The organism is Amycolatopsis sp. NBRC 101858, assembly GCF_030269325.1.
In the GTDB taxonomy this organism is placed as follows: domain Bacteria; phylum Actinomycetota; class Actinomycetes; order Mycobacteriales; family Pseudonocardiaceae; genus Amycolatopsis; species Amycolatopsis ponsaeliensis.
Genome location: NZ_BSTD01000001.1, coordinates 1,274,556 through 1,295,781, shown reverse-complemented (window position 1 = coordinate 1,295,781; position 21,226 = coordinate 1,274,556). Strand labels below are relative to the sequence as shown.

At 71.6% G+C, this 21,226-nt stretch carries 21 protein-coding genes; 7 read left to right on the top strand and 14 right to left on the bottom strand.

Annotated elements, in window-relative coordinates; all coding sequences use genetic code 11:
* Positions 1 to 13 precede the first annotated feature (13 nt).
* A complete protein-coding gene (locus QSK39_RS06085; RefSeq protein ID WP_285476659.1) occupies positions 14 to 967 on the bottom strand; it encodes an alpha/beta fold hydrolase in 954 nt (317 codons plus the stop codon).
* 43 nt (positions 968 to 1,010) lie between these two features.
* Positions 1,011 to 2,312: a cytochrome P450 gene (locus QSK39_RS06080; protein ID WP_285476658.1), complete on the bottom strand. Its 1,302-nt coding sequence runs from the start codon at positions 2,310 to 2,312 to the stop codon at positions 1,011 to 1,013.
* Between the two features lie 180 nt (positions 2,313 to 2,492).
* Between QSK39_RS06080 and QSK39_RS06075 the strand changes: the two genes are divergently transcribed.
* A complete protein-coding gene (locus tag QSK39_RS06075) occupies positions 2,493 to 3,311 on the top strand; it encodes an SAM-dependent methyltransferase (protein WP_285476657.1) in 819 nt (272 codons plus the stop codon).
* A gap of 19 nt (positions 3,312 to 3,330) precedes the next feature.
* The gene (locus QSK39_RS06070; RefSeq protein ID WP_285476656.1) at positions 3,331 to 5,442 is read left to right on the top strand and encodes a putative bifunctional diguanylate cyclase/phosphodiesterase; all 2,112 of its coding nucleotides are present in this window, start codon (positions 3,331 to 3,333) and stop codon (positions 5,440 to 5,442) included.
* Here the strand turns inward: QSK39_RS06070 and QSK39_RS06065 are convergent.
* The 10 genes from QSK39_RS06065 to QSK39_RS06020 all read right to left on the bottom strand — a co-directional run bounded on the left by QSK39_RS06065 (position 5,391) and on the right by QSK39_RS06020 (position 14,053).
* Entirely contained in the window at positions 5,391 to 6,293 is a 903-nt protein-coding gene (locus QSK39_RS06065; protein WP_285476655.1) for a DMT family transporter, read from the bottom strand. The genes QSK39_RS06070 and QSK39_RS06065 overlap by 52 nt on opposite strands.
* Positions 6,294 to 6,320: 27 nt before the next feature.
* The gene (locus tag QSK39_RS06060; RefSeq protein ID WP_285476654.1) at positions 6,321 to 8,435 is read right to left on the bottom strand and encodes an MMPL family transporter; all 2,115 of its coding nucleotides are present in this window, start codon (positions 8,433 to 8,435) and stop codon (positions 6,321 to 6,323) included.
* Between the two features lie 112 nt (positions 8,436 to 8,547).
* Positions 8,548 to 8,796 (bottom strand): hypothetical protein, encoded by a 249-nt coding sequence (locus QSK39_RS06055; protein ID WP_285476653.1) that lies wholly within the window; start codon positions 8,794 to 8,796, stop codon positions 8,548 to 8,550.
* Positions 8,793 to 9,140, bottom strand: a complete 348-nt coding sequence (locus QSK39_RS06050; protein WP_285476652.1) for an ArsR/SmtB family transcription factor — start codon at positions 9,138 to 9,140, stop codon at positions 8,793 to 8,795. The genes QSK39_RS06055 and QSK39_RS06050 overlap by 4 nt, the downstream gene beginning before the upstream one ends.
* Before the next feature lie 55 nt (positions 9,141 to 9,195).
* Complete coding sequence (locus tag QSK39_RS06045; protein WP_285476651.1) at positions 9,196 to 9,930, bottom strand: IolE/MocC family protein; 735 nt, start codon at positions 9,928 to 9,930, stop codon at positions 9,196 to 9,198.
* 53 nt (positions 9,931 to 9,983) lie between these two features.
* Positions 9,984 to 10,703 carry a DUF2786 domain-containing protein gene (locus QSK39_RS06040; RefSeq protein WP_285476650.1) on the bottom strand — a complete coding sequence of 240 codons (720 nt, stop codon included), beginning with the start codon at positions 10,701 to 10,703 and terminating at the stop codon, positions 9,984 to 9,986.
* Positions 10,704 to 10,721: 18 nt separating this feature from the next.
* A complete protein-coding gene (locus QSK39_RS06035; RefSeq protein WP_285476649.1) occupies positions 10,722 to 11,402 on the bottom strand; it encodes a response regulator in 681 nt (226 codons plus the stop codon).
* On the bottom strand, positions 11,399 to 12,526 hold the full coding sequence (locus QSK39_RS06030) for a sensor histidine kinase (protein ID WP_285476648.1): 1,128 nt from the start codon (positions 12,524 to 12,526) through the stop codon (positions 11,399 to 11,401). Before QSK39_RS06030 ends, QSK39_RS06035 begins: the two co-directional genes overlap by 4 nt.
* Before the next feature lie 193 nt (positions 12,527 to 12,719).
* The gene (locus QSK39_RS06025; RefSeq protein ID WP_285476647.1) at positions 12,720 to 13,277 is read right to left on the bottom strand and encodes a TetR/AcrR family transcriptional regulator; all 558 of its coding nucleotides are present in this window, start codon (positions 13,275 to 13,277) and stop codon (positions 12,720 to 12,722) included.
* Entirely contained in the window at positions 13,256 to 14,053 is a 798-nt protein-coding gene (locus tag QSK39_RS06020) for an SGNH/GDSL hydrolase family protein (RefSeq protein WP_285476646.1), read from the bottom strand. The genes QSK39_RS06025 and QSK39_RS06020 overlap by 22 nt, the downstream gene beginning before the upstream one ends.
* A gap of 136 nt (positions 14,054 to 14,189) precedes the next feature.
* Between QSK39_RS06020 and QSK39_RS06015 the strand changes: the two genes are divergently transcribed.
* Positions 14,190 to 15,092, top strand: coding sequence for an NAD(P)H-dependent oxidoreductase (locus QSK39_RS06015; RefSeq protein ID WP_285476645.1), 903 nt, complete (start codon positions 14,190 to 14,192; stop codon positions 15,090 to 15,092).
* Positions 15,093 to 15,096: 4 nt separating this feature from the next.
* On the opposite strand, the gene QSK39_RS06010 is transcribed toward QSK39_RS06015, so the two are convergent.
* Positions 15,097 to 16,572 carry a helix-turn-helix domain-containing protein gene (locus tag QSK39_RS06010; RefSeq protein WP_502873245.1) on the bottom strand — a complete coding sequence of 492 codons (1,476 nt, stop codon included), beginning with the start codon at positions 16,570 to 16,572 and terminating at the stop codon, positions 15,097 to 15,099.
* 111 nt (positions 16,573 to 16,683) lie between these two features.
* On the opposite strand from QSK39_RS06010, the gene exaC reads away from it, so the two are divergent.
* Entirely contained in the window at positions 16,684 to 18,207 is a 1,524-nt protein-coding gene (exaC, locus tag QSK39_RS06005; RefSeq protein ID WP_285476643.1) for an acetaldehyde dehydrogenase ExaC, read from the top strand.
* Entirely contained in the window at positions 18,207 to 18,578 is a 372-nt protein-coding gene (locus QSK39_RS06000; protein ID WP_285476642.1) for a DUF779 domain-containing protein, read from the top strand. Before exaC ends, QSK39_RS06000 begins: the two co-directional genes overlap by 1 nt.
* Here QSK39_RS06000 and QSK39_RS05995 read toward each other — a convergent pair.
* Entirely contained in the window at positions 18,547 to 19,905 is a 1,359-nt protein-coding gene (locus tag QSK39_RS05995; protein ID WP_285476641.1) for a M20 family metallopeptidase, read from the bottom strand. The two genes, QSK39_RS06000 and QSK39_RS05995, sit on opposite strands and share 32 nt — an antisense overlap.
* 54 nt (positions 19,906 to 19,959) lie before the next feature.
* Between QSK39_RS05995 and QSK39_RS05990 the strand changes: the two genes are divergently transcribed.
* Together QSK39_RS05990 and QSK39_RS05985 are read left to right on the top strand one after the other, a co-directional pair.
* A complete protein-coding gene (locus QSK39_RS05990; protein WP_285476640.1) occupies positions 19,960 to 20,643 on the top strand; it encodes an MOSC domain-containing protein in 684 nt (227 codons plus the stop codon).
* Complete coding sequence (locus QSK39_RS05985) at positions 20,633 to 21,226, top strand: TetR/AcrR family transcriptional regulator (protein ID WP_285476639.1); 594 nt, start codon at positions 20,633 to 20,635, stop codon at positions 21,224 to 21,226. Before QSK39_RS05990 ends, QSK39_RS05985 begins: the two co-directional genes overlap by 11 nt.

Below are 21,226 nucleotides of genomic sequence, written 5' to 3'. Positions count from 1 at the left end.
CGGCCCTTCTCCGCTATGACAGCGTCTTCAGCCAGTTTGCCACCACGCCGAAGTACGCCGGGGCGTTCGGGGCGTAGTTGATCGCGTGGCCGTAGCCGTTCAGGATGTACGTCTGCAGCTGGGAAGTGCCGAAGAACGGCGCCTCCGACGCCCGCAACGCCGCCGGGGACGAGCAGTCGCTGACCAGGAGGCCGCAGAAGTTCGGGTCGTCGCCCACCACCAGCAGGACCGGGGCCGTGATCTGCTGGGATGCCGGGGTGATCACCGTTGTCAGCGTCAGGCTGTCCACCGCCTCGGTTGCCGCGAATACGTCCTTTGTGGACTCGTCGTAGGCGATCGCGCCGGTGTCGTAGGGGCCCGGGGTGTGGAAGGCCGCGTAGCGGGTGCCTGGGTCCGTGGTCAGGTAGCCCGCGTCGCGGCCGGGGACGGCCGGGTCCAGCGGGGCCGGGATCATCTGGGCCAGCGTGGGGATCACCGAGACCAGGTTCATCCGGTGCGTCATCCCGGTGACGAGCACGCCGTCGACGTCGTGGTAGCGGCCCGCCTCGATCATCGCCATCGCCGAACCGATCGAGTGGCCGCCGATGACGACCTTCGCGAACCGCGGGCGCACCGCCTGGACCACCGCGTGCGCCGCGGTCGCCTGGACCGATGCGCTCAGCAGCGCGCTCAACGGCTTCGAGCTCTGCCCGGTGCCGAGCCGGTCCATGGCGAGCGTTGCGATCCCCGCGTTGTTCTCCGCCAAGCGGAACGAGCGGGTCTCCGGCGTGTAGCCGATGTCCCAATAGGACGCGTTGTACGTGCCGCCGGGAATCAGGACCACGACGGTCGACGCGCCGGCCGGGGTGCACAGCCTGCCGTGCACGGTCTGCGGCAGGAGCGCCACCGTGACCGGGACGTACAGGTCCTCGCAGGTCACCGCCGCCTGGGCCGGGGCGGGCACGAACAGCGTGGCCGCGAGCAGCACGAAGACAGCACAAAATCGGCGTAGCACGGGGAAAGACCTCCAGCTAGGTACGGGGGACGGCCGTCATCGGCAGGCTGTCCGGATAAGCGGCGGAGGTGAACTTCACGCGCACCGGCCGGCCCGGGACCGGGACCAGCCGCCAGCGCGCGGCCACCGTGGCCACCGTGATGACGATTTCGTTCTGGGCGAAGCGGTTTCCGATGCACTGCCGCCCACCCGCGCCGAACGGCACGAACGCGCCCTTGGGCAGCTGCGCCACCCGCTCCGGTGCCCAGCGGCCGGGGTCGAACCGGTCCGGGTCGGGGAACGACGCGGGATCGTGGTGCAGGGCGTGCGGGCTGACGATCACCTCGGCGCCGGCGGGGATCCGCGTGCCGCCGAGGTCGACCTCCTCGAGCGTCCGGCGCATCAGCATCCAGAGCGGGTAGCAGCGCAGCACCTCGTCGACCACCTGCCGGACGTAGGTCAGCCGGGCGATGTCGTCGATCGTGACGGGACGCCCGGCCAGCACTTCGTCGACCTCGGCGTGCACCCGCGCCTCGACGTCCGGGTGCCGGCCGAGCTCGTGGAACGTCCAGGACAGCGCCAGCGCGGTCGTCTCGATGCCCGCGGTGAGCAGGGTGAGCACCTCGTCGCGGGCCTGCTCGTCGGTCATGCCGGCGAGCAGGAGCGTCGACAGCAGGTCGCCGCGGTCGACGCTTTCGGTGCGCCAGTCGCGGATGACCTCGACGACGATGTCCCGCATCCGCTCGATGGCCTCGTCGAACCGCCGGTTGCCGGGCACCGGCAGGTGTTCCACGAACTTCGGGGACAGCGCGCGAATCATTCCCTGCTGGATGATGAGGTAGATGGACCGCCGGGCTTCGTCGACCGCCGCTTTCCCGATTTCCGTGGAGAACAGGGCCTCGCCGACGATCGTCACCGCGAGCCCCTGCAGGTCTTCGTCGAGCGGCCGCACTTCGCCCGGCTGCCACGAGTCGCTCAGTTCCGCCGCCGCGCGCGTCATGATCCCGGCGTACGCCGCCAGGCGGTCGCGGTGGAACGCCGGCTGCATGAGCCGGCGCTGCCGGAGGTGGAAGTCACCGTTCGAAAGCACCAAGCCATTTCCGACGAACGGCTTGAACTTGTCGAACATGACGCCCTTGCGGAACTTCGGTCCGGCCGTGACCAGCACTTCGTGCGCCAGCCGGGGACTGGTGACGAAGTACGCGGGCATCGGGCCGAGGTGGATTTCGACGATTTCGCCGTGTTCGTGCAAGGAATCGGTGAATGCGGAGCGTCGTCGCAGCAGTGCCGGAGTGTGCCCGAGAAAAGGCCACCGGCCCGGGGCCACCGGCACGGTCATACGGACTCCTCGTTACGCCATTGTGTGGATTTCCCAAGGAGACGGCCTACGGTAGGCGCGTCCGGCCGAACGGGACAGTGCCCGATCGGGTGGTGTGTGCTCACGCGGATGGCGCAGTCACCGAGTCGGCACGAATCGCTAAGCTCTTTCCGATCCGAAACGGCTGAGAAGGTGTTTTCCGTGACTCGATCACCGGAATGGGTTCCGCCGGGTGTCGATATCTCCGTGCCCAGCATGGCGCGCACCTACGACTTCATGCTCGGCGGCGGCCACAACTTCGCCGTCGATCGCGCGGTGGGCGAGCAGATCGAACGCGCGATGCCCGGGCTGCGTGACGCGGCGCGCGTGAACCGCGCGTTTCTCGGGCGTGCGGTGCGGTTCATGACCGGCCACGGGATCCGGCAGTTCCTCGACATCGGCTCCGGCATCCCCACCGTGGCCAACGTGCACGAGGTCGCCCAGGACCAGCATCCGGACTGCCGGGTGGTGTACGTCGATCGCGACCCGGTGGCGGTCGCGCACAGTGAACTGCTGCTCGCCGGCAACGATCGTGCAGCGATTGTGCAGGCCGATATGCGGGACCCCGAAAAGATTTTCGATGCACCGTCGGTGCGCGGTTTGCTCGACTTCGAAAAACCGGTCGGACTCATGATGTTGTTGATGCTGCATTGGGTCCCGGACGAATCCGATCCACTGGACCTCGTCGCGCGCTACAGTTCGGTATTGGCGCCGGGAAGTTTTCTTGCGATCACCCATGTGACCGGCGACCACCAAGGCGAAAATCTCGGAGAAGCGACCGAAGTGATCAAGGAAAGCCGTAGTCCCGATCAAGTGACGCTGCGCACCCACGCCCAGGTGTCCGAGCTGTTCACCGGTTTCGAAATCGTCGAACCGGGGCTGGTCGGCTGCGGGGAATGGCGGCCGTCCGGGCCGGCGGACATCGCCGCCGCGGCCGAGATGAACATGCTCGTTTACGCCGGAATCGGCCGCAAGAGCTGAGCGGACACCGCGGATGCCGATGATCGAAAAACTGCCGGAGCAGCCGACGAGCCCCGACCCCGGACGCGCGCGGACGGTACTCGCCCGGAAATGGGCCTACCTGCTCAGCGGCGTGACCGTCGTTTCACTGAGCCGGGAGCTGCTCGACGAAGAACTGCGCGGATTGCTGGACACGCTGGTCGAGTCGCTGGCGCAGGCGTCCGCGGACACCGCACCCGCCGAGCGGATCGGTGCGCGGCTGGTCGGGCTCGGCTACGTCGGCGAGCCGGGGCTGCGCTGCACGCTCGACGTCCTCGGGAAGGGCCTGCCGGGGCTGCCCGAACTGCAGCCGGCGGACCGCTTCGTCGAGTCGATCGCGTTGACGCTGGGCGCGCTCTCCTGCGGCTTCCTGCTCGCGCACGAGCGCAGCGTCCTGGAGCAGCAGGAGATCATGCACCTCTCGCTGCTCAAGGCGGTGCGGGACGCGCAGTGGAACCTCAAGCAGAGCGAAGCCCGCTTCGACGAGGTCGTGACGTCGTCCGCGAGCGGCGTCGCGGTGGTCGCCCCCGACGGCCGGATCGAGCGGGCGAACGCCGCGCTGGCCGAGATGCTCGGGCACGCGGCCGGCGAGCTGACCGGGACGCGGCTGGCCGACCACGTGCACCCGGAGACCGCCGAGATCCTCCGCGAGGCGCTGGCGGTGCTGGCCGACGGCAGCCAGGAGCGGGTCCGGCTGTCCCAGCGGCTGCTGCGCAAGGACGGCGACGTCGCCCGCATCTCGCTCACCGCTTCGCTGCTGCGCGACGCCGAAGACCGGCCCGGTCACTTCGTCTTCGTGGTGGAGGACGGCACCGAGCTGATGCTGCTGCAGAGCGAGCTGAGCCGCCAGGCCCTGCACGACGTGCTGACCGGCCTGCCGAACCGCCAGTACTTCGGCACCCACCTCGAGGCGGCGCTGCGGCGCGCCGACCCGGAGTACGGCGTCACCCTCTTCCACGTCGACCTCGACGCGTTCGGCATGGTCTGCAACAGCCTCGGCACCCGCGTCGGCGAGCAGCTGCTGGTGCACTTCGCCCAGCGGCTCAAGGCCGTCATGGCCCGCGAACGGGCCATGATCGCGCGGTTCCACGCCGACGAGTTCGGCATCCTCGTCGAGAACACCGCGACGACGCCCGACATCGGCTCCATCGTGCGCGCGATCAACGACGAGCTGGCCGAGCCGTTCTCGGTCGGCGGCCACGGGCTCGCGCTGTCGGCCAGCGCGGGCGTGGTGCACCGGCCGGCCAAGGGCGTCGACCCGGCGGAACTGCTGCGCGCGGCCGACCAGACGCTGCGGCGCGCCAAGGTGCGCCGGCGCGGTCAGTGGAAGATGTTCGACCGGGAGGCCGACGCCCAGGACCGGCGGACGCAGGCGCTGGCCGTCGGCATGGCCGGCGCCTGGGAGACCGGCGAGATCGACGTGCGCTACCGGCCGCTGGCCCGGCTGGCCGGCGGCGAGGTCGCCGGGTTCGAGGCCCGGCTGCACTGGAACCGGCCGGCCGCGGGAGGGCTGTCGCACGAACGCTGCGCGGAGCTCGCCGAGTCGACCGGGCTCGTGCTGCCGCTCGGGGACTGGCTGCTGCGCGCGGCGGGCCGGCAGGGCGAATGGTGGCGGCAGCGCGCGGGTTCCCGGCTGCCGGTGGTCGCCGGGCTCACCGGGCACCAGGTGTCCGACGACGCTCTCGGCACCCGCGTGACACGGCTGCTGGCGGACACCGGCCTGCCGCCGGACCAGCTGATGCTCGGCGTCCCGGTCGGCGCGCTGCCGGTGTCCGGGGTCTTCGAGAACGTCGCCGCGCTCGCCGACCTCGGCGTCCGCGTCATGCTCGACGAGTTCGGGCTCGGGCCGGGCGACCTGCGGGCGGTCCAGGACCTGCCGGTCGACATCGTCCGCGTCGACCGCCGGCTCGCGGAGTGGCAGGCGTGGTCGGACTCGCAGTTCCTGGGCGCGCTGGTGCCTCTCGTCCGGCAGGTCGGGGCCACGCTCGTCGTCGACGGGATCCACACCGAGGACCAGGCGAGCTGGTGGGGCAAGGCCGGTGCGGAGCTGGGCACGGGGGACTACTTCGGGGTCGCGACGCCGCCGGGGGAGCTCACCGGCGCCTTCGCCTGAGCCGGCCACCGCGTCAGGCCGACGGCGGCCAGCACGATCACCATGCCGCCGACGACCCGGGGCGTCAGCGGTTCGCCGAGGACGAGTGCGCCGAGCGCGACCGACACCACCGGGAGCAGGTAGCCGACGGTCGCGGCGGCCGTCGGGCCTTCTTCCGTGAGGATCCGGTAGTTGAGGTAGAAGGTGATGCCGGTCCCGAAGACGCCGAGGACCGTCACGGCCGCCAGCGCGGTCAGGTTCAGGTCCGGGGCCGGGCCGGACACGGGGAGAGCCACCGCGGTCAACGCGGTCGCCGTCATCAGCTGGGCGGCCGAGAGGGCGAGCGGCGCGCCGCCGGGTGGCAGTTTCCGCGCCATGTAAGCGAACGCGATCGCGTAGCTGAGCCCGGCCCCGAGCAGCGCGAGCGCGCCCCCGCTCAGCAGGCCGGACTGCTGCCACGGCGCGAAGATCACCAGCACACCGGCGAAACCCAGGCCCAGCCCGAGCAACCGGACCGGGCCGAGGCGGCGGTCCGTGCCGAGCGCGACGCCGATCAGCAGGGACCACAACGGCGTCGTGGTGTTCATGACGCCCGCGACGCCGGAGTCCACCGTGCGTTCCCCGATCCCGAAGAGCGCGAACGGCAGGGCGTTGCAGAAGAACGCGGCGACGACCAGCCGGCCCCACGTCCGGCGGTCGCGCGGCAGGCGCTGGCCGCTCGCGAAGGCCATGGCCAGCAACGTCACCGCGCCGAGCGCGCAGCGGACCAGCGTGAGGTGGACGGGGCTCAGCCCGGTCAGGGCCAGCTTGATCCACAGGAAACCCGACCCCCACAGCAGGGCCAGGACGGCGATGCGCACCCATCCAGTCACGCTGTCCACCGTGCCGAAAGTGATCTGTCAGGACAAGTGAAGAGTTCTGGAGTGATCTTTAAGGTCTGCTACAGCTTGGGGTCGCCAGAGCCGGTCGCCGAACAGGGCCAGCGCCGCGGGCAGCAGCACGCCGCGCACGAGCGTCGCGTCGAGCAGGATGGCGAACGCCATGCCCAGGCCCAGCATCTTGTACTCGATCGCCGCGAGGCTCAGGAAGATGCTGAACACGCCGGTCATGATCAGCGCGGCACTGGTCACGACGCCGGAGCTGCGCGCGGTGCCTTCGACGATCGCCTCGCGCGCGGCGCCGCCCGCGAGCCGTCGTTCGCGGATCCGGCTGAGGATGAAGACGTGGTAGTCCGTGCTCAGCCCGAACAACAGGACGAACAGGAACATCGGCAGCCAGCCCAGCACGCCGCCGTAGGGCGTGAAACCCAGTAGTGGTGCGAGAAAGCCGCCCTGGAAGACCAGCGTGAGCACGCCGTAGGCCGCGCCGACCGAGAGCAGGTTGAGCAGGATCGACACCGCCGGCACCGCGACCGACCGGAACACGACGAGCAGCAGCACGAACGCGAGCAGCAGGATGAACCCGAAGACGTACGGCGCCCGCGCGAGCACCTGCGCGGTGAAGTCGTGCGCCTCCGCGGTCCGGCCCGCGACGGCGAAGTGGACACCGTCGAGACGGCCGATCGTCCGGGGCAGCAGGGTTTCCCGCAACGTCGTGAGCGTGCGGTCGGCCGCTGCGTCGTTTCCGCTGCCGCCGAGCGGGATCCGCACGACGAGTGCGCCGTCCACCGGAACCACCACCGCCGGCTTCGGCGTCCCGGCGGTGAGTTCGCCGATCGCCCGGCGGACCGCGGGGGTGTCGACCGGGCCCCGGTCGCTCCAGAGGACGACGTGCGCGGGCATCGTCACGCCGGGGAACGCTTCCTGGACGCGTGCGGCCGCGTCGATCACCGGGACGCTGCGCGGCAGGCTTTCGGTCGGAACCGGGTCCTGCAGCCGGATCCCGAAAGCAGGCACGGCGAGCAGGATCAGGAGGGTGGCGGCAATCCCGCTCCACAATGCGGGCCGCCGGGTGACGACACCGGCCACCGCCGCCCAGAACCGCGAGCGAGTACCGCGCCTGCCCGGCAACGGGACCCGGAGGCGGTCGACGCGGGCGCCGAGCAGCGAGAGCGTCGCGGGCAGCACGGTCACCGACGCCAGCACGGCGAGGCCGACGACGAGGGCCGTGCTCACGGTCAGGCCGCGGAGGTTGTCGAGGCCGGTGAACAGCAGGCCGGTCACGCACAGCACCACTGTCAGCCCCGACACGACGATCACGTGCCCGGACGTCCGGGCGGCGATCCGGAGCGACTCGTCGACGCCGTGCGCGCGTTCTTCCCTGGCCCGGCGCAGGAAGAACAGTGAATAGTCGACGCCCACCGCCATGCCGATCAGCAACGTCATCGAGGAAGTGGCGCTGTTGACCGGAATCCAGTTGTCCACTGCGGACAGGAAGCCGAACGTGGCGAGCACCGTGGTACCCGCGAGCAGCACCGGGATCGCCGCCGCGACCAGCGAGCCGAACACGGCCAGCAGGATCAGCAGGGTGAGCGGCAGCGACCGGGTCTCCGAGCGCTTGATGTCCTCCTTGATGCTCTGGTCGACCGCACCGGACACGCTGAGGTCGCCGGCCTGCGCGAGCCGGGCGTCCGGGTGGCGGGCGGCGACCGCGCCGACGGCGGCGGTCGCCGTCGCGAGGTTCGCCCGGATTTCCGTGCCGGTACCGAGGATCCGGAACGTGACCAAGCCGGACCGGCCGTCGGCGGAGACCTGGGCCGGGTCGTCGAGCGGGGAGCGGATGTCCGCGACCGCGCCGGCCGCCGACAACGTCGTCACCAGGTCGGCGACGGCCGGAGAACCCTGGGGTACCAGGACGTTCTCCCAGAACGGTTCGCGGGCGGCCTGGCGGTCGAGGACGGCTTGGCCGGTGCCGGCGTCACCGGCGGGGCTCGAGCGCGCGTCCGTGCCGGGCACCAAGGTGCCGATGGCCCAGGAGAGCGCGACGAGCGCCAGCCAGCCGAGGATCGCGGCGGCGCGGTGGCGCAGCGACCAGTTCGTCACGCGTTCGGCCACGGGCGTGGTTGCGGGCAGCATGAACTAAAGTCCTTCCGTGAAGGAGTGATCCGATGAGAGCTCGCCCTCGGGCGAGTGGGTGCTTCTTCTTCCTGGGCCGCCGAGTTGCCGCTCGGCGGTCCAGGGCCTCAGGTCAGTCGACCTCCTTGAGCACGTGTTCGATGGACCGCAGCCGGTCCTGGACGTCCCGCAGCTGCCGTTCGGTTTCTTCCTGCGTCCGGACGGCCTTGTCCGCCAGCGAGCGGTATTCCGCCTCCCGGGCGAGCGCGGCCTTGGCGCGCCAGGTCGAGGCCAGCTGCACGATCGCGATCGACAGCACGACGGTGATCAGGACGAAGACCCCGGTCACGCCGATGATCTCCTGCCACTGGTGCCAGTTCATGTCCGTCCCTCCTCGCCGTCCCCGTTTCCGTGGGCGGACTCCGGTGTGGTCAGCGTCGGCACGGCGGCCGCGATGGTTTCGGGTGTCAGGACGACGGAAAACGGCGTGAGCTCGTAGAACCGCAGCGTCTTGCCGTCTTCGCCGACCTCGAAACTGGCCTCGACGAGACCCGCGGCTTCGAGCTTGCGCAGGTGGACCTGCAGGAGCGCACGGCTGATCCGCAGCTCGCGCGCGAGCTTGCTGACGTAGGTGCGCTCGGCCCGCAGGGCGGCGACGATCCGCAGCCGGTGCGGGTTGCCGAGGGCACCCAGCTGCCGCAGGAGCTCGTCGCCCGTGGTCCACATGCCAACAAAAGTTAGCAGGTGGTCGGCCGTGGGGGTATCGGGGTGATCCCCGAGTTCACATCGGGTGTTCCATCCAGACGTTCGGCTCGACGTACGTCGCCGTGTCGTGGGCGGTCGACGCGTGCACCGGGGCGATGCCGCCCGGGATGAAGTTCTCGCCTTCCTGGAGCTTCACGCCGGTCCAGTCGCGCCAGTCCGCCAGGGAACCGGCCAGCGTCACCGCGAACGGGCACACCTTGACGACCCGCGCGCCGAGGCGTTCGTGGGTGCGCAGCCAGCGGTCGGCGAGCAGGCCGTCCTCGCGGCGGCGGGCCGCGTACTCCGGCATCGGGACCGCGGGCTCGGCCTCCTTGCCGATCGGGCGGACCGACACGATCAGCTTGCGCAGCCCGGCTTCCGCGGCGCGGGCCTTCAACGCCTCGAGCATCGGCGCGGACAGCCCGCGGCCGCGCAAGTGCGGGGCGATCACGACTTCCAAGGCGCACAACGCGTTCGGCGCGCGGCCGTCCATCACGTCCTGGGCCGCCCACTCGATCGCCTGGTCCCAGCCGTGGTCCGGCAGCTCGGCGCGGTCGGGCGCGGGGAACGCCAGCGGGACCGACAGCGCTCGCGCCATCGGCCCGTCGTCGTCCAACGCGATCAGGAAGTAGCGAGCCCAGTGGCGCAGGAACCGGTCGCCGGTGATCATCCGGCCACTGGCGCCCTGGTAGATGAACTGGCCGCCGACGTCGCCGAGGTCCAGTGCCGCGTCGAGGAGGTCGGGACGGGAGGCAAGATCGACCACGCGCATGCGCTCAGTGAAGCGAAAAGATCATCACCCGGACACCGGCATCCGGGCGATGGTCAGCGCAAGGCCTTCTGGCGGCGGGTCAACGCGGACGGGTCGAGGTTCGCGCGCGTGCCGGCGTCGTGGCCGTCGAGGTAGCCGCTGCCGGACAGCCGGCGGGGCGCTGCCGAGCGCAGGTCGCCGTACTCGGAGTCGAACGCGTGCTGCACCAGCTGGGCGCGATCGCGGACCACCAGCTCCGCCGACCGCTCGCCGGGCGCCGCCGTGCGGACCGCTTCCTGCTCGGCGTGGGACAGCCGCTCGTGCACCGCGCGGGCGAAGCCGTGCAGCCACGTGCGGCGGTAGGCGGCGAGCGACTCGCCGGGGAAGAAGCCGTCCGGGCGGACGCGCGTCAGCTGCGTGCTCGCCTGCAGCAGGAGGCTCGTGAACAGCAGCTCGACCCGGCCGAGGTCGGACCGGTAGCCGAACACCGTGACGCTCTCGACCTTCTGGCCGAACCGGTGCAGCAGCGTCCGGCAGCGCAGCGGGTACGCGACCGACGTCAGCAGGCTCGCCTTGTCGCGGCTGTACGGGTCGTTCATCGGGATCTTCAGCGTGCCGATCTCGTCGGTGCTCGCCCCGGACGCGGCGAGCATCGCCTGGTCGATCCCGTAGCGCGCGACCAGCTCGGCGGCCTTCTTGTTGTAAGCCTCGGCCTCCGCCTCGGTCACCGCCGGGTCCTCGGCCTTGGCCAGCAGCTTGCGGATGCGCTCGAGCTGCGGGTCTGACTCGGTCATGGGAGGCAGGGTATTCGATCAGGTGTTCGGACGCGTGCACCGGGTGCGCGTGTCGCCCGGCCACACGAGACCGGTTTCGTACGCCACGACCACCGCCTGCGCCCGGCTCGAAATGCCCAGCTTCGCCATCAGCCGGTTGAGGTGCGTCTTCACCGTCGCCTCGCTGACGCGCAGCTCCGCCGCGATGTCGCCGTTGGTCGCGCCGGTGCCGACGGCCCGCAGCACCTCCCGTTCGCGGTCGGTCAGCCCCGGCAGCTCCGGCTCGGCAGCGGGCCGCGCCGCGGTGAACGCCTCCACCAGCCGGCGGGTGATCGCCGGGCCGGACAGCATGTCGCCGCGGGCGGCCGCGTGGATGCCCGCGACCAGCGTCTCCGGCGGGCTGTCCTTGAGCAGGAAGCCGGACGCGCCCGCGCGCAACGCCGCGTAGACGTACTCGTCGAGGTCGAACACCGTCAGCATGAGCACGCTGGGCCGCGGCGGCGGCGCCGCGAGGATCCGCTCGGTCGCCCGCACGCCGTCCAGCTCGGGCAGCCGGATGTCCATCAGGACGACGTCGGGCCGCAGCGCCGCCGCCTTCGCGACGGCCTCGAGCCCGTCACGCGCTTCGCCGATGACGTCGATGCCCGGTACCGCGCCGAGCAACGCGGCGAACCCGGCGCGGACGAGGTCCTGGTCGTCGACCACCAGCACGCTGGTCACTCGGGCTCCTGCGGTTCGGGCGACGGGCGGCTCGGGTACGGCAGGGTCAGCACGACGGCGAACCCGGCCGGGTCACGGGGACCGATCTCGATCACGCCACCGTACATCCGGGCGCGTTCGCGCATGCCGACCAGCCCGTGGCCGCCCGGGTTCGGCACGACCGCGCGGCCACCGGCGTCGGTCACGCTGAGCACCAGCTGCGACGCCCCGTATTCGAGGGCCAGCTCGGCGGCCGAACCGGCGTGCTTGAGGACGTTCGTCAGCGCCTCCTGCGCGACGCGGTACACGCACAGCTGCTGGCCCGGGGGCAACGCCCGGGGCTCGCCGGTCACGCGCACGCCGACCGGGATCCCGGCCTCGCGGACGCGCGCGGCGAGCGCGTCCAGGTCGGCGAGCCCGGGCTGCGGCCGGTATTCCGCCGGCACGTGCTGCGGCGGGCGAAGGACGCTGAGGAGGCGTCGCAGCTCGTCGAGCGCTTCGGTCGTCGTGCCGGTGATCGTGTCCAGCGCCGTCCGCGCGGTGTCCGGCGCCGACTCGAAGACGTACCGCGCGAGGTTGGCCTGCACCGAGATCACCGAAAGGTGGTGCGAGACGACGTCGTGCAGCTCGTGCGCGATCCGGACGCGTTCCTCGGCGAGGGTCTCCTCGGCGTCGCGGATGCGGTGGCTGCGCACGTAGGCAGCGCGCCCGATCGCCGCGACCCCGGTGGTGAGCAGCAGGGCCAGGAGCGAGTCGCCGACCGGGGAGACCGGGCTGCCGAGCAGCATCGACGTCTCGTAGGCGGCCAGGCCGGGCACCGTCACGAGCAGCGCGTCCCGGAGCCGGCAGTGCGCCCACACCGTGTACGCGGCCACGACCACGCTGAGCTGGCCGAGCTGCGACCGGAAGCCGAGGCCGTAGAACAGGCCCATCAGGACGACGCACGCGATCAGCGCGGAGACCGGGAACCGGCGGCGCAGGGCCAGCGGCAGCGCGCTCACGACGGCGAGGACCAGGCCGAGCGGCCGCGCGTGGTCGCCGAAGTGCCCGCCGAGGTCGGTGGCGCCGACGAGCTGGTACACCGCGACGACGATCGCGAGCACGGCGTCGGCGAGCCGCGGCCGCGCGCGAAGGAGTCCCGGCACGCCTGCGAAGCTACCCGGTCAACCCGGCGCGGCAGGCGGAGCCCGTGGCGTACCGCGAAGGTTTACCCAGCACTGCGTCGCCGGTTGCTTCCGGTGCGTGGCCGCCCGTCGCTAACCTCACCCGGCTCGGTGGAGAGGGGGTCCCAACCCAAGGCAAGGGGGAGGGCTTTGGTGCGCTCTCTTCGCCGGGCTCCTAGCCCAGGTACGCGTCGAGCGTGACGGCCAGCGCCGACTCCGGCGACGGCGCGAAGCTCGCGCCGGCCAACCCGCCCCACAGCCACAGCTGCGCGAGACCGTGCAGCGCGGCCCACAGCGACGCCGCGACAAGCCGCAGATCGGCGCCCGACCGCGCGACCCGCGTCGGCACCGCCGCCACCAGCACGGCGAAGGTGTCGAACACCGCGCTCGCCGCCGCCGAGAGCGCCGGGTCGTCGGCGTCGACCAGGTCGCGGCGGAACATCAGCTCGAACATCGCCGGGTTGGCCAGCGCGAAGTCGAGGTAGCTGTGGCAGGCCGCGGTCAGCCGCTCTCGCGGTGAGTTCCCCGGCAGCGTCTCCCGGCGGGCGAGCAGGTCGGCGTACCCGCGCGTCGCGACGGCGGACAGCAGTGCGGCGCGCCCGGAGAAGTGCCGCAGCGGGGCGCCGTGCGAAACGCCGGCGGCCTTCGCGATCCCGCGCAGCGTCACCGCGTCGACGCCTTCGCCGGCCAGGAGCTCGGACGCGGTGTCGATCAGGCGTTGCCGGGTGCCCATGCCTCGTCCCGGGTCATGGGGAGCAGGTCCGGGCGCTTCGGGAAGAAGCCATCGCCGGGCTGGCGGCCGATCAGCCGGTTGCGCGTGCGCGTCACGGCGACCGGCAGGACCTCGCGCAGCAGCCAGTGCGCGTCGGCGCGCCAGCCGCCGGGCGCGGCGACGCCGGGCAGGGGGTCGAGCCAGGCGGGGTCGTGGCTGACGCCGAGCCGGCCGAGGACGTACGCGGCGAGCCGGCGGTGGCCGTGGACGGAGAGGTGGAGCCGGTCGGCGCCGAAGTACCGCGAGTCGGTGACGGCCTGGTCGGGCCAGAGGTCGATGAGCAGCGCGCCGTAGCTGACGGCGGCCTCGCGGATGGCCTCGTTGAGCGCGACGATCCGCGGCCGCATCCGGCGTCCGAGCGGCATCCGGTGGGAGATGTCGCTGAGGGTGAAGGTGACGACGACGGGCGAGATCTCGGTGCAGGCCCGGACGGCGGCATCGACCCGCCGGGCGACGGTCCGCGCGTCCCAGCCGCGGCTCATGACGTCGTTGCCACCGCCGAAGAGCGCGACGAGATCGGGTTCGAGCCGCGTGGCGGCGGGGACCTGCTCGGGAACGATCTGGTCGAGCCGCCGCCCGCGGACGGCCAGGTTGGCGTAGCGGAAGCCGGGCTCGTCCTGGGCGAGCCGGGCGGCGACGAAGTCGGCCCAGCCCCGGTAGGCGCGCTGATCCGGGTACGGGTCGTCGAGCCCTTCGGCGCAGCTGTCGCCGAGGACGACGAAACGGTGGTGGCTCATCCGATCTCCGTAACCTGCGGTTCACCTTGTGGACACTGTCTATCAAACTTCTGTAGACGCTGTCTACATCGGGCGCCTGACATCTCACCGGCCTGCTTCGTCGGACTGAGCGGAACCGAACGAACAGGGGAGAACGATGATCAAGATCGGAATCGTGCTGGGTCGCCGGGGTGACCGGGTCGCCCGGTGGGTCCACGAGCGGGCGGTGGACCGGGCCGACGCGGAGTTCGAGCTGATGGACCACCCGCTGCCGGACCCGGCGGCGCCACCGGCGGACCACCACGAAGACGCGAGTGTGCAGGAGTGGGCGGAAGCTGTCGGCGCGTGCGACGGCTTCGTCTTCGTGACCCCCGAGTACGACCACTCGCTCGAGAACGTGATCGGCCACGCCCACGCGGAGTGGGCCGACAAGGCGGCCGGCTTCGTCGCCGGCGCCCGCGCGGTCGAGCAGCTGCGGCTGGTCTGCGGCGCGGTGCGGCTGGCCGACGTGTCCGCACAGGTCACGCTGCCGCCGGCCGCGGAGTTCGAGCCGGACGAGGACCAGCTCGATGCGCTGGACGCGGTGCTGGACCAGGTCGTCGCCTGGAGCACCGCCCTCGCGCCGGTGCGGCAAGGGGACGCCGAAGCCGAAATCAAGGCCAAGCTCGGCCTGATCATCGAAGGCCTGCGCGCCAAGGATCTCGAGGTCCTGAAGGGGGTCTACGCGCCGGACGTCGTTTCGTTCGACGTCGAGCCGCCGCTGCAGCACGTCGGGCTCGACGCCAAGCTCGCGAACTGGGCCAAGGTGTTCACCTTCTTCGAAAAGGTGGACTACGAGCTCCGCGACCTGACCCTCACCGTGAGCGCCGATCTCGCCGTCGGCCACGGCTTCGGCCGGGTCTCCGGCACCCTGCGCGACGGGACCGCCGTCGACGGCATGTGGGTGCGCGCCACCTTCGTCCTGCGGAAGCGGGAGCACGGCTGGCAGATCGTCCACGACCAGGCCTCGGTGCCGTTCGACATGGCGACCGGCCGGGGCGTGACCGACCTGCGGCCCTGACGCCTCAGGCGAGCCGGGCGCGGTGGGCCGAGACGGCGGCCCGCCGCGGGTCGGCCGCCGGGAGCGTCGTCAGCAGCGCGTCCAGCACCGCGAAGTCGTCGACCCCGCACGCCGTCTCCCAGAACGACCACAGCACGCCCGGGTCGTCGCTGTTCAACGCCACCTGGCGGACCTGGGCGGTGAGGGACTCGCGTTCTTCGCGGATCGCGGGCGCTTCCGACTCCGGCAGCAGCGGGCCGCGGAAGACGCGCAGGACCTCAGCCGGGGAACCGCTGCGCAACGCCGTTCGCGCGCGGGCGAAGTCCGCGTCGACGTCGGCCGCCAGGCGGTACGGGCGCGTCTGCACCACCTGGGCGCCCAGCTGGGAGCGCAGGCGGTGGATCTCGGCGCGGACCGTCACCGGGTTGCCCGTCTCGCCGTAGAGCTGCAGGGCCAGGCGTTCCGCGGAGAGGCCGTTCGGGTGCAGGGCCAGCAGCGTCAGGATCTCCGCGTGGCGCAACGTCACCGGCACCTCGCGTCCGTCCACAGTGGTCGACTGCGCGCCGTCGGAGAGGTATTCGAGCCGGAGCTGCGCGCGCCGGCTGCCGACGCCCGGCGTGGACAGCCGGAGCAGGTAGCCCTCGTCCAGGGGCTCCACCGTGGCGAGGCGGCCGTCGGGCAGGGCGACCGTCCCGCCGCCGCGCCGGATGTCCACTGTGGACGGCAGCAGGCACGCCTGGGCCGCGAGCACCCGGCCGCCCGCCGAGAGCAGGGCGCCGGGGCGGCCGCGCAGGGCCTCCAGGTGCGGCATGTTGGCGCGCCGCAGGCGTTCGTCGCGGACCGCGAGGTGGGCACGCAGCTGGCCTTCGGCGAGCTGCGCTGTCGCCGTGACCAGCGAAATCATCGCCGGGTGGACGGTGCGCAGCGGCCCGCTGACGTCGATCGAGCCGAGCAGCACGCCGGTCTCGGGGTCGCGCACGGGCGCCGCCGCGCACGTCCACGTGTGGTAGCGGCGGACCAGGTGCTCGGCCGAGTAGATCTGCACCGGCTCGCCGGTCGCGAGCGCCGTGCCCATGGCGTTCGTGCCGATCGCCGCTTCACTCCAGCGAGTGCCTTCGACGAGGCCGACGCGGTCGCCGCGCAGCAGCTGGGCCGTTTCGCCCTCGCGCCAGAGGATCAAGCCGTCCGCGTCGGTCACGATCATCACGTGCTCGGCGTCGTCGGCGATGCTCACCAGCATCTGGCGCAGCACGGGCAGCACCGGCGCGAGCGGATGGGCCTCACGCAGTGACGCGAGGGCGTCGGTGTCGAACACGAACGGCGCCTCGCCCTCGTCCGGGTCGACGCGGGCCGCGAGCGAGCGGCTCCACGAGTCGGAGACGACCGAGCGTGGCGGCCGGGGCCCGGGAACGCCCTGGAGCACCGCCTCGCGGACGTGCTCCAGTAGCCGCGCGTACGACTCGGGGTCGCGCAGCAGCTCCGGTTCGGGCGCCTCTGCCACGTCCACCAGCGTAGATAGCCCGCTCGCGGCGGTGCAACGCTCGTGCAACGTCGTCCCGCTTACGTTCGCCGCCACCAGCACACCGTCACTCCGAGCAACGAGGCAGGGAAGATGGTCCAGTACGCCGCACCGAACACCGAAGGCAGCGTCGTCAGCTACGAGTCGCGCTACGACCACTACATCGGCGGCGAGTACGTGCCACCGGCCGGCGGCCAGTACTTCGAGAACCCGACCCCCGTCACCGGGAAGACCTTCTGCGAGATCGCCCGCGGCACCGCCGAAGACGTCGAGAAGGCGCTGGACGCCGCCCACGGCGCCGCGCCGGCCTGGGGCCGGACCTCGGTCGAGGAGCGCGCGGGGATCCTGCTCAAGATCGCCGACCGGATGGAGCAGAACCTCGAGAAGATCGCGGTCGCCGAGGCGTGGGAGAACGGCAAGGCGGTCCGCGAGACCCTCGCCGCCGACATCCCGCTGGCCATCGACCACTTCCGCTACTTCGCCGGCGCGCTGCGCGCCCAGGAGGGCGGCATCTCGCAGATCGACGAGAACACCGTCGCCTACCACTTCCACGAGCCGCTCGGCGTGGTCGCGCAGATCATCCCGTGGAACTTCCCGATCCTGATGGCGGTCTGGAAGCTCGCCCCGGCGCTGGCCGCGGGCAACGCGATCGTGCTCAAGCCGGCCGAGCAGACGCCGGCGTCGATCCACCTGCTGTTCTCGATCATCGGCGACCTGATCCCGCCGGGCGTGGTCAACATCGTGAACGGCTTCGGCGTCGAGGCCGGCAAGCCGCTGGCGTCCAGCAACCGCGTCCGCAAGGTCGCCTTCACCGGCGAGACCACCACCGGCCGGCTGATCCTGCAGTACGCCAGCGAGAACATCATCCCGGTGACCGTCGAGCTGGGCGGCAAGAGCCCGAACATCTTCTTCGACGACGTCGCCGCGCAGAACGACGACTTCTACAACAAGGCGCAGGAGGGCTTCGCGCTCTTCGCGCTGAACCAGGGCGAGGTCTGCACCTGCCCGTCGCGGGCGCTGATCCAGTCGGGCATCTACGACCGGTTCCTCGGCGACGGCGTCGAGCGCGTCCGCCGGATCAAGCAGGGCAACCCGCTCGACACGGACACGATGATCGGCGCCCAGGCGTCGAACGACCAGCTCGAGAAGATCCTGTCCTACATCGACATCGGCAAGCAGGAAGGCGCCGAGATCCTCACCGGTGGCGTGCGCAGCGACCTCGGCGGCGACCTGGCGGGCGGCTACTACGTCGAGCCGACGGTGTTCGCCGGCGACAACAAGATGCGCATCTTCCAGGAGGAGATCTTCGGCCCGGTCGTGTCCGTGGCGAAGTTCGACGACTACGCCGACGCGATCAAGATCGCCAACGACACGCTGTACGGCCTCGGCGCCGGCGTCTGGTCGCGGGACGGCAACACCGCCTACCGCGCCGGCCGCGACATCCAGGCGGGCCGCGTCTGGGTGAACAACTACCACGCCTACCCGGCGCACGCGGCCTTCGGCGGCTACAAGGCGTCCGGCATCGGCCGCGAGAACCACAAGATGATGCTGGACCACTACCAGCAGACGAAGAACATGCTCGTCTCCTACTCCGACCAGGCGCTCGGGTTCTTCTGATGGACGCCCGGAGGGTGGACCTGACCGAGGAGTCGGCCGACCTGCTGCGGAAGCTGGTCGCGGTCCACGGTCAGGTGATGTTCCACCAGTCCGGCGGCTGCTGCGACGGGAGTGCGCCGATGTGCTACCCGGTCGGGGAGTTCAAGACCGGCCAGACGGACGTGCACCTCGGCGACCTGGTCGTCGACGGCATCGACGACGTGCCGGTCTGGATGTCGGGACCGCAGTTCGAGTACTGGAAGCACACGCACCTGACAATCGACGTCGTGCCCGGGCGCGGCAGCGGGTTTTCCCTGGAGGCGCCCGAAGGCGTGCGCTTCCTGATCCGCTCCCGGCTGCTCAGCGACGAAGAGTCGGCGGCGCTGAACTGAACGCACCGAACAACGCCGTGGCGAGCACCAGCCCTTCCCGGGCGACCGGGGCGAGCAGGTGCTCGTCCGGCGCGTGCTGCAGGCAGCCCGGGTAGGAGTGCGGCAGCCACAGCGTCGCCAGGCCCAGGGTGTCGGTGAACACGTGGTTGGGCAGGCCGCCGCCGAAGTTGGGCAGCAGGGCGACGGGCTTCGCGCTCACCTCGTTCAGAGCTGTCCGAGCCCAGCCGACCCACGGGTTGTCGACCGCGGTCCGGCTGGCTTTGAAGCTGGCGTCGGCGGTCACTTCGACCATCGGGAACCCTTGTGCGTCAAGGTGTTTCCGGATGGCGGTCGCGATGCCGTCGACGTCGGTGCCGGCCACGTACCGCAGCTGCAGGACCGCCCGCGCCCGGCCGGGGATGGCGTTGACCGGGCGGTCGGTGTTCCCGGCGTCGAGCGCCAGCACCTCCAGGGTGTTCCAGCCGTACAGCCGCTCGGCGGGGCTCAGTCGCGGGTCGCCCCAGCCCTCGTCCGCTGCGTCGATGACCACGTCGGCCAGCGCGGCGCGCGCGGACTCCGGCAGTTCGGGCGGCAGCAGGGCGGGTAGCTGGATGCGGCCGTGGCCGTCGACCAGGCTCGCGATCGCGCCGGCGAGCGTCGTCGCCGGGTTGCGCAGGATGCCGCCCCAGTTGCCGGAGTGGGCGGCGTCCGGGCGCAGGTCGGCGTCCAGGGTGATCCGGACGCCGCCGCGCGCGCCGAGGAACAGCGTCGGGGTGGCCGCGTCGAGGCGCGGGCCGTCGGAGGCGATGAGGACGTCGGCGCTGAGCAGTTCGCGTTGCTGCGACGCGAACTCGTCGAGGCCCGGTGAGCCGATCTCCTCGCCGGTCTCGAAGAGGAACTTGAGGTTGAAGCCGAGCTTCCCGCGTTCGGCCAGCAGCAGGCGCAACGCCGTGAGGTTGACCAGGTGCTGGCCCTTGTTGTCGGCGGTGCCGCGGCCGTACCAGCGGTCGCCGTCGGCGGTCAGCGTCCACGGGTCGAGGCCGTCGCGCCACTGCCCGGCTTCCCCGACGACGTCGGCGTGGCCGTAGCAGAGCAGCGTCGGCAGCTCGGGCGACTCGACGCGGACGCCGACCAGGAACGGGCCGCCCGCCGGGTCGGGGTTGGGGTGCTGGGTGACGTCGCAGCCGAGCGCGGTCAACGCGGGCGTCAGGACCTCGTCGAGGTAGGCCTGGATCGCGGCGCGGCCTTCGGGTGCGTCGCTCACCGTGGGGTAGGCGACCAGCCGGGCCAGTTCGGTGAAGAAGGCGCCGGAGTCGACGTGGGCGCGGGCCTGATCGAGCAGCTCCATGACCGCCAGCCTAGAGGGCGAAAACAATACGAACGGTCGTGCTATCTTCGGAGCATGAACGTCGACAGCGTTTACGTGGGCGAACCGAGCGTCCTGGGGTACCGGCGGGAGCTGCCGGTGCTCAGCGGGATCACGAAGGCGCCGGTCACGGCGCCGGAGCTGAAGCTGACCGAGCTGAACCTCGACGGCGACCGGCAGGCCGACCTCACCGTGCACGGCGGCCCCGACAAGGCGGTCTACGTCTACCCGGCCGAGCACTACGCGGCCTGGCGCGAGGACGGGTTCGAGGTCGAGGTCGCGGACTTCGGCGAGAACATTTCGCTGTCCGGCGTCGCCGAGGACGACGTGCGGATCGGGGACGTCTGGGCCTGGGGTGACGCGCTCGTGCAGGTCTCCCAGCCGCGGTCGCCGTGCTTCAAGCTCGCGATGAAGACCGGCCGCAAGGACATCACGCCGGCGATGATCGACTCCTTGCGCAGCGGGTGGTACCTGCGGGTGCTGCGGCCGGGCACCGTGCCGACGTCGGGCGCGCTCGAGCTGGTCGAGCGCGCGGACGCGCCGACGGTCGCCGAGGTGTACGTCATCACGTTCGCGAACTACGGGCAGCTGCCGCCGGAGCGCGTCGAGCAGGCGCTGGGTTTCGCGGACCGCGTGCTGGCGACCCCGGCGCTGGCCGAGCAGTGGAGTGCCGGCATCCAGTCCACTGTGGACCGCTGGCGGGCGCGGCGTGCCGGCTGACGGCCGGGTCGCCCGCGGCGACGCGACCCGGCGCGTGGTGCTGCGCCGGGCGGTGGACGTCGCGTCGGTCGACGGCCTCGAAGGGCTGTCGCTCGGCCGGCTCGCCACCGAGCTGGAGCTGAGCAAGAGCGGCGTGTTCGCGCTGTTCGGCTCCAAGGAGGAGCTGCAGCTCGCGACGGTCGAGGCCGCGCTGGAGATCTTCCGCTCGTACGTCGTGACGCCGTCCCTCGACGTCGCGCCGGGGCTGCCGCGGCTGCGCGCGATCTGCGAGAACTGGCTGGACTACTCGGAAAAGCGGGTCTTCCCAGGCGGCTGCTTCTTCTTCAACGTCGGCGCGGAGGTCGACGCCCGCCCAGGCCGGGTGCACGACGCGGTGGCCGCGGCGAGTGGCTCGTTCGCCGCGTTCATCCGCGAGACGGCCGTCGAAGCCGTCGCCCTCGGCCATTCGGACGCCGACGCCGAGGTCCTGGCGTTCGAGCTGCACGCGTTGGGCCGCGCGGCCAACGCGGACGCGGTGCTCAACGGCGGCACCCACGCGTACGCCCTGGCCAGGCGGGCGATCGGCGCCCGCCTGGCCGGGTGA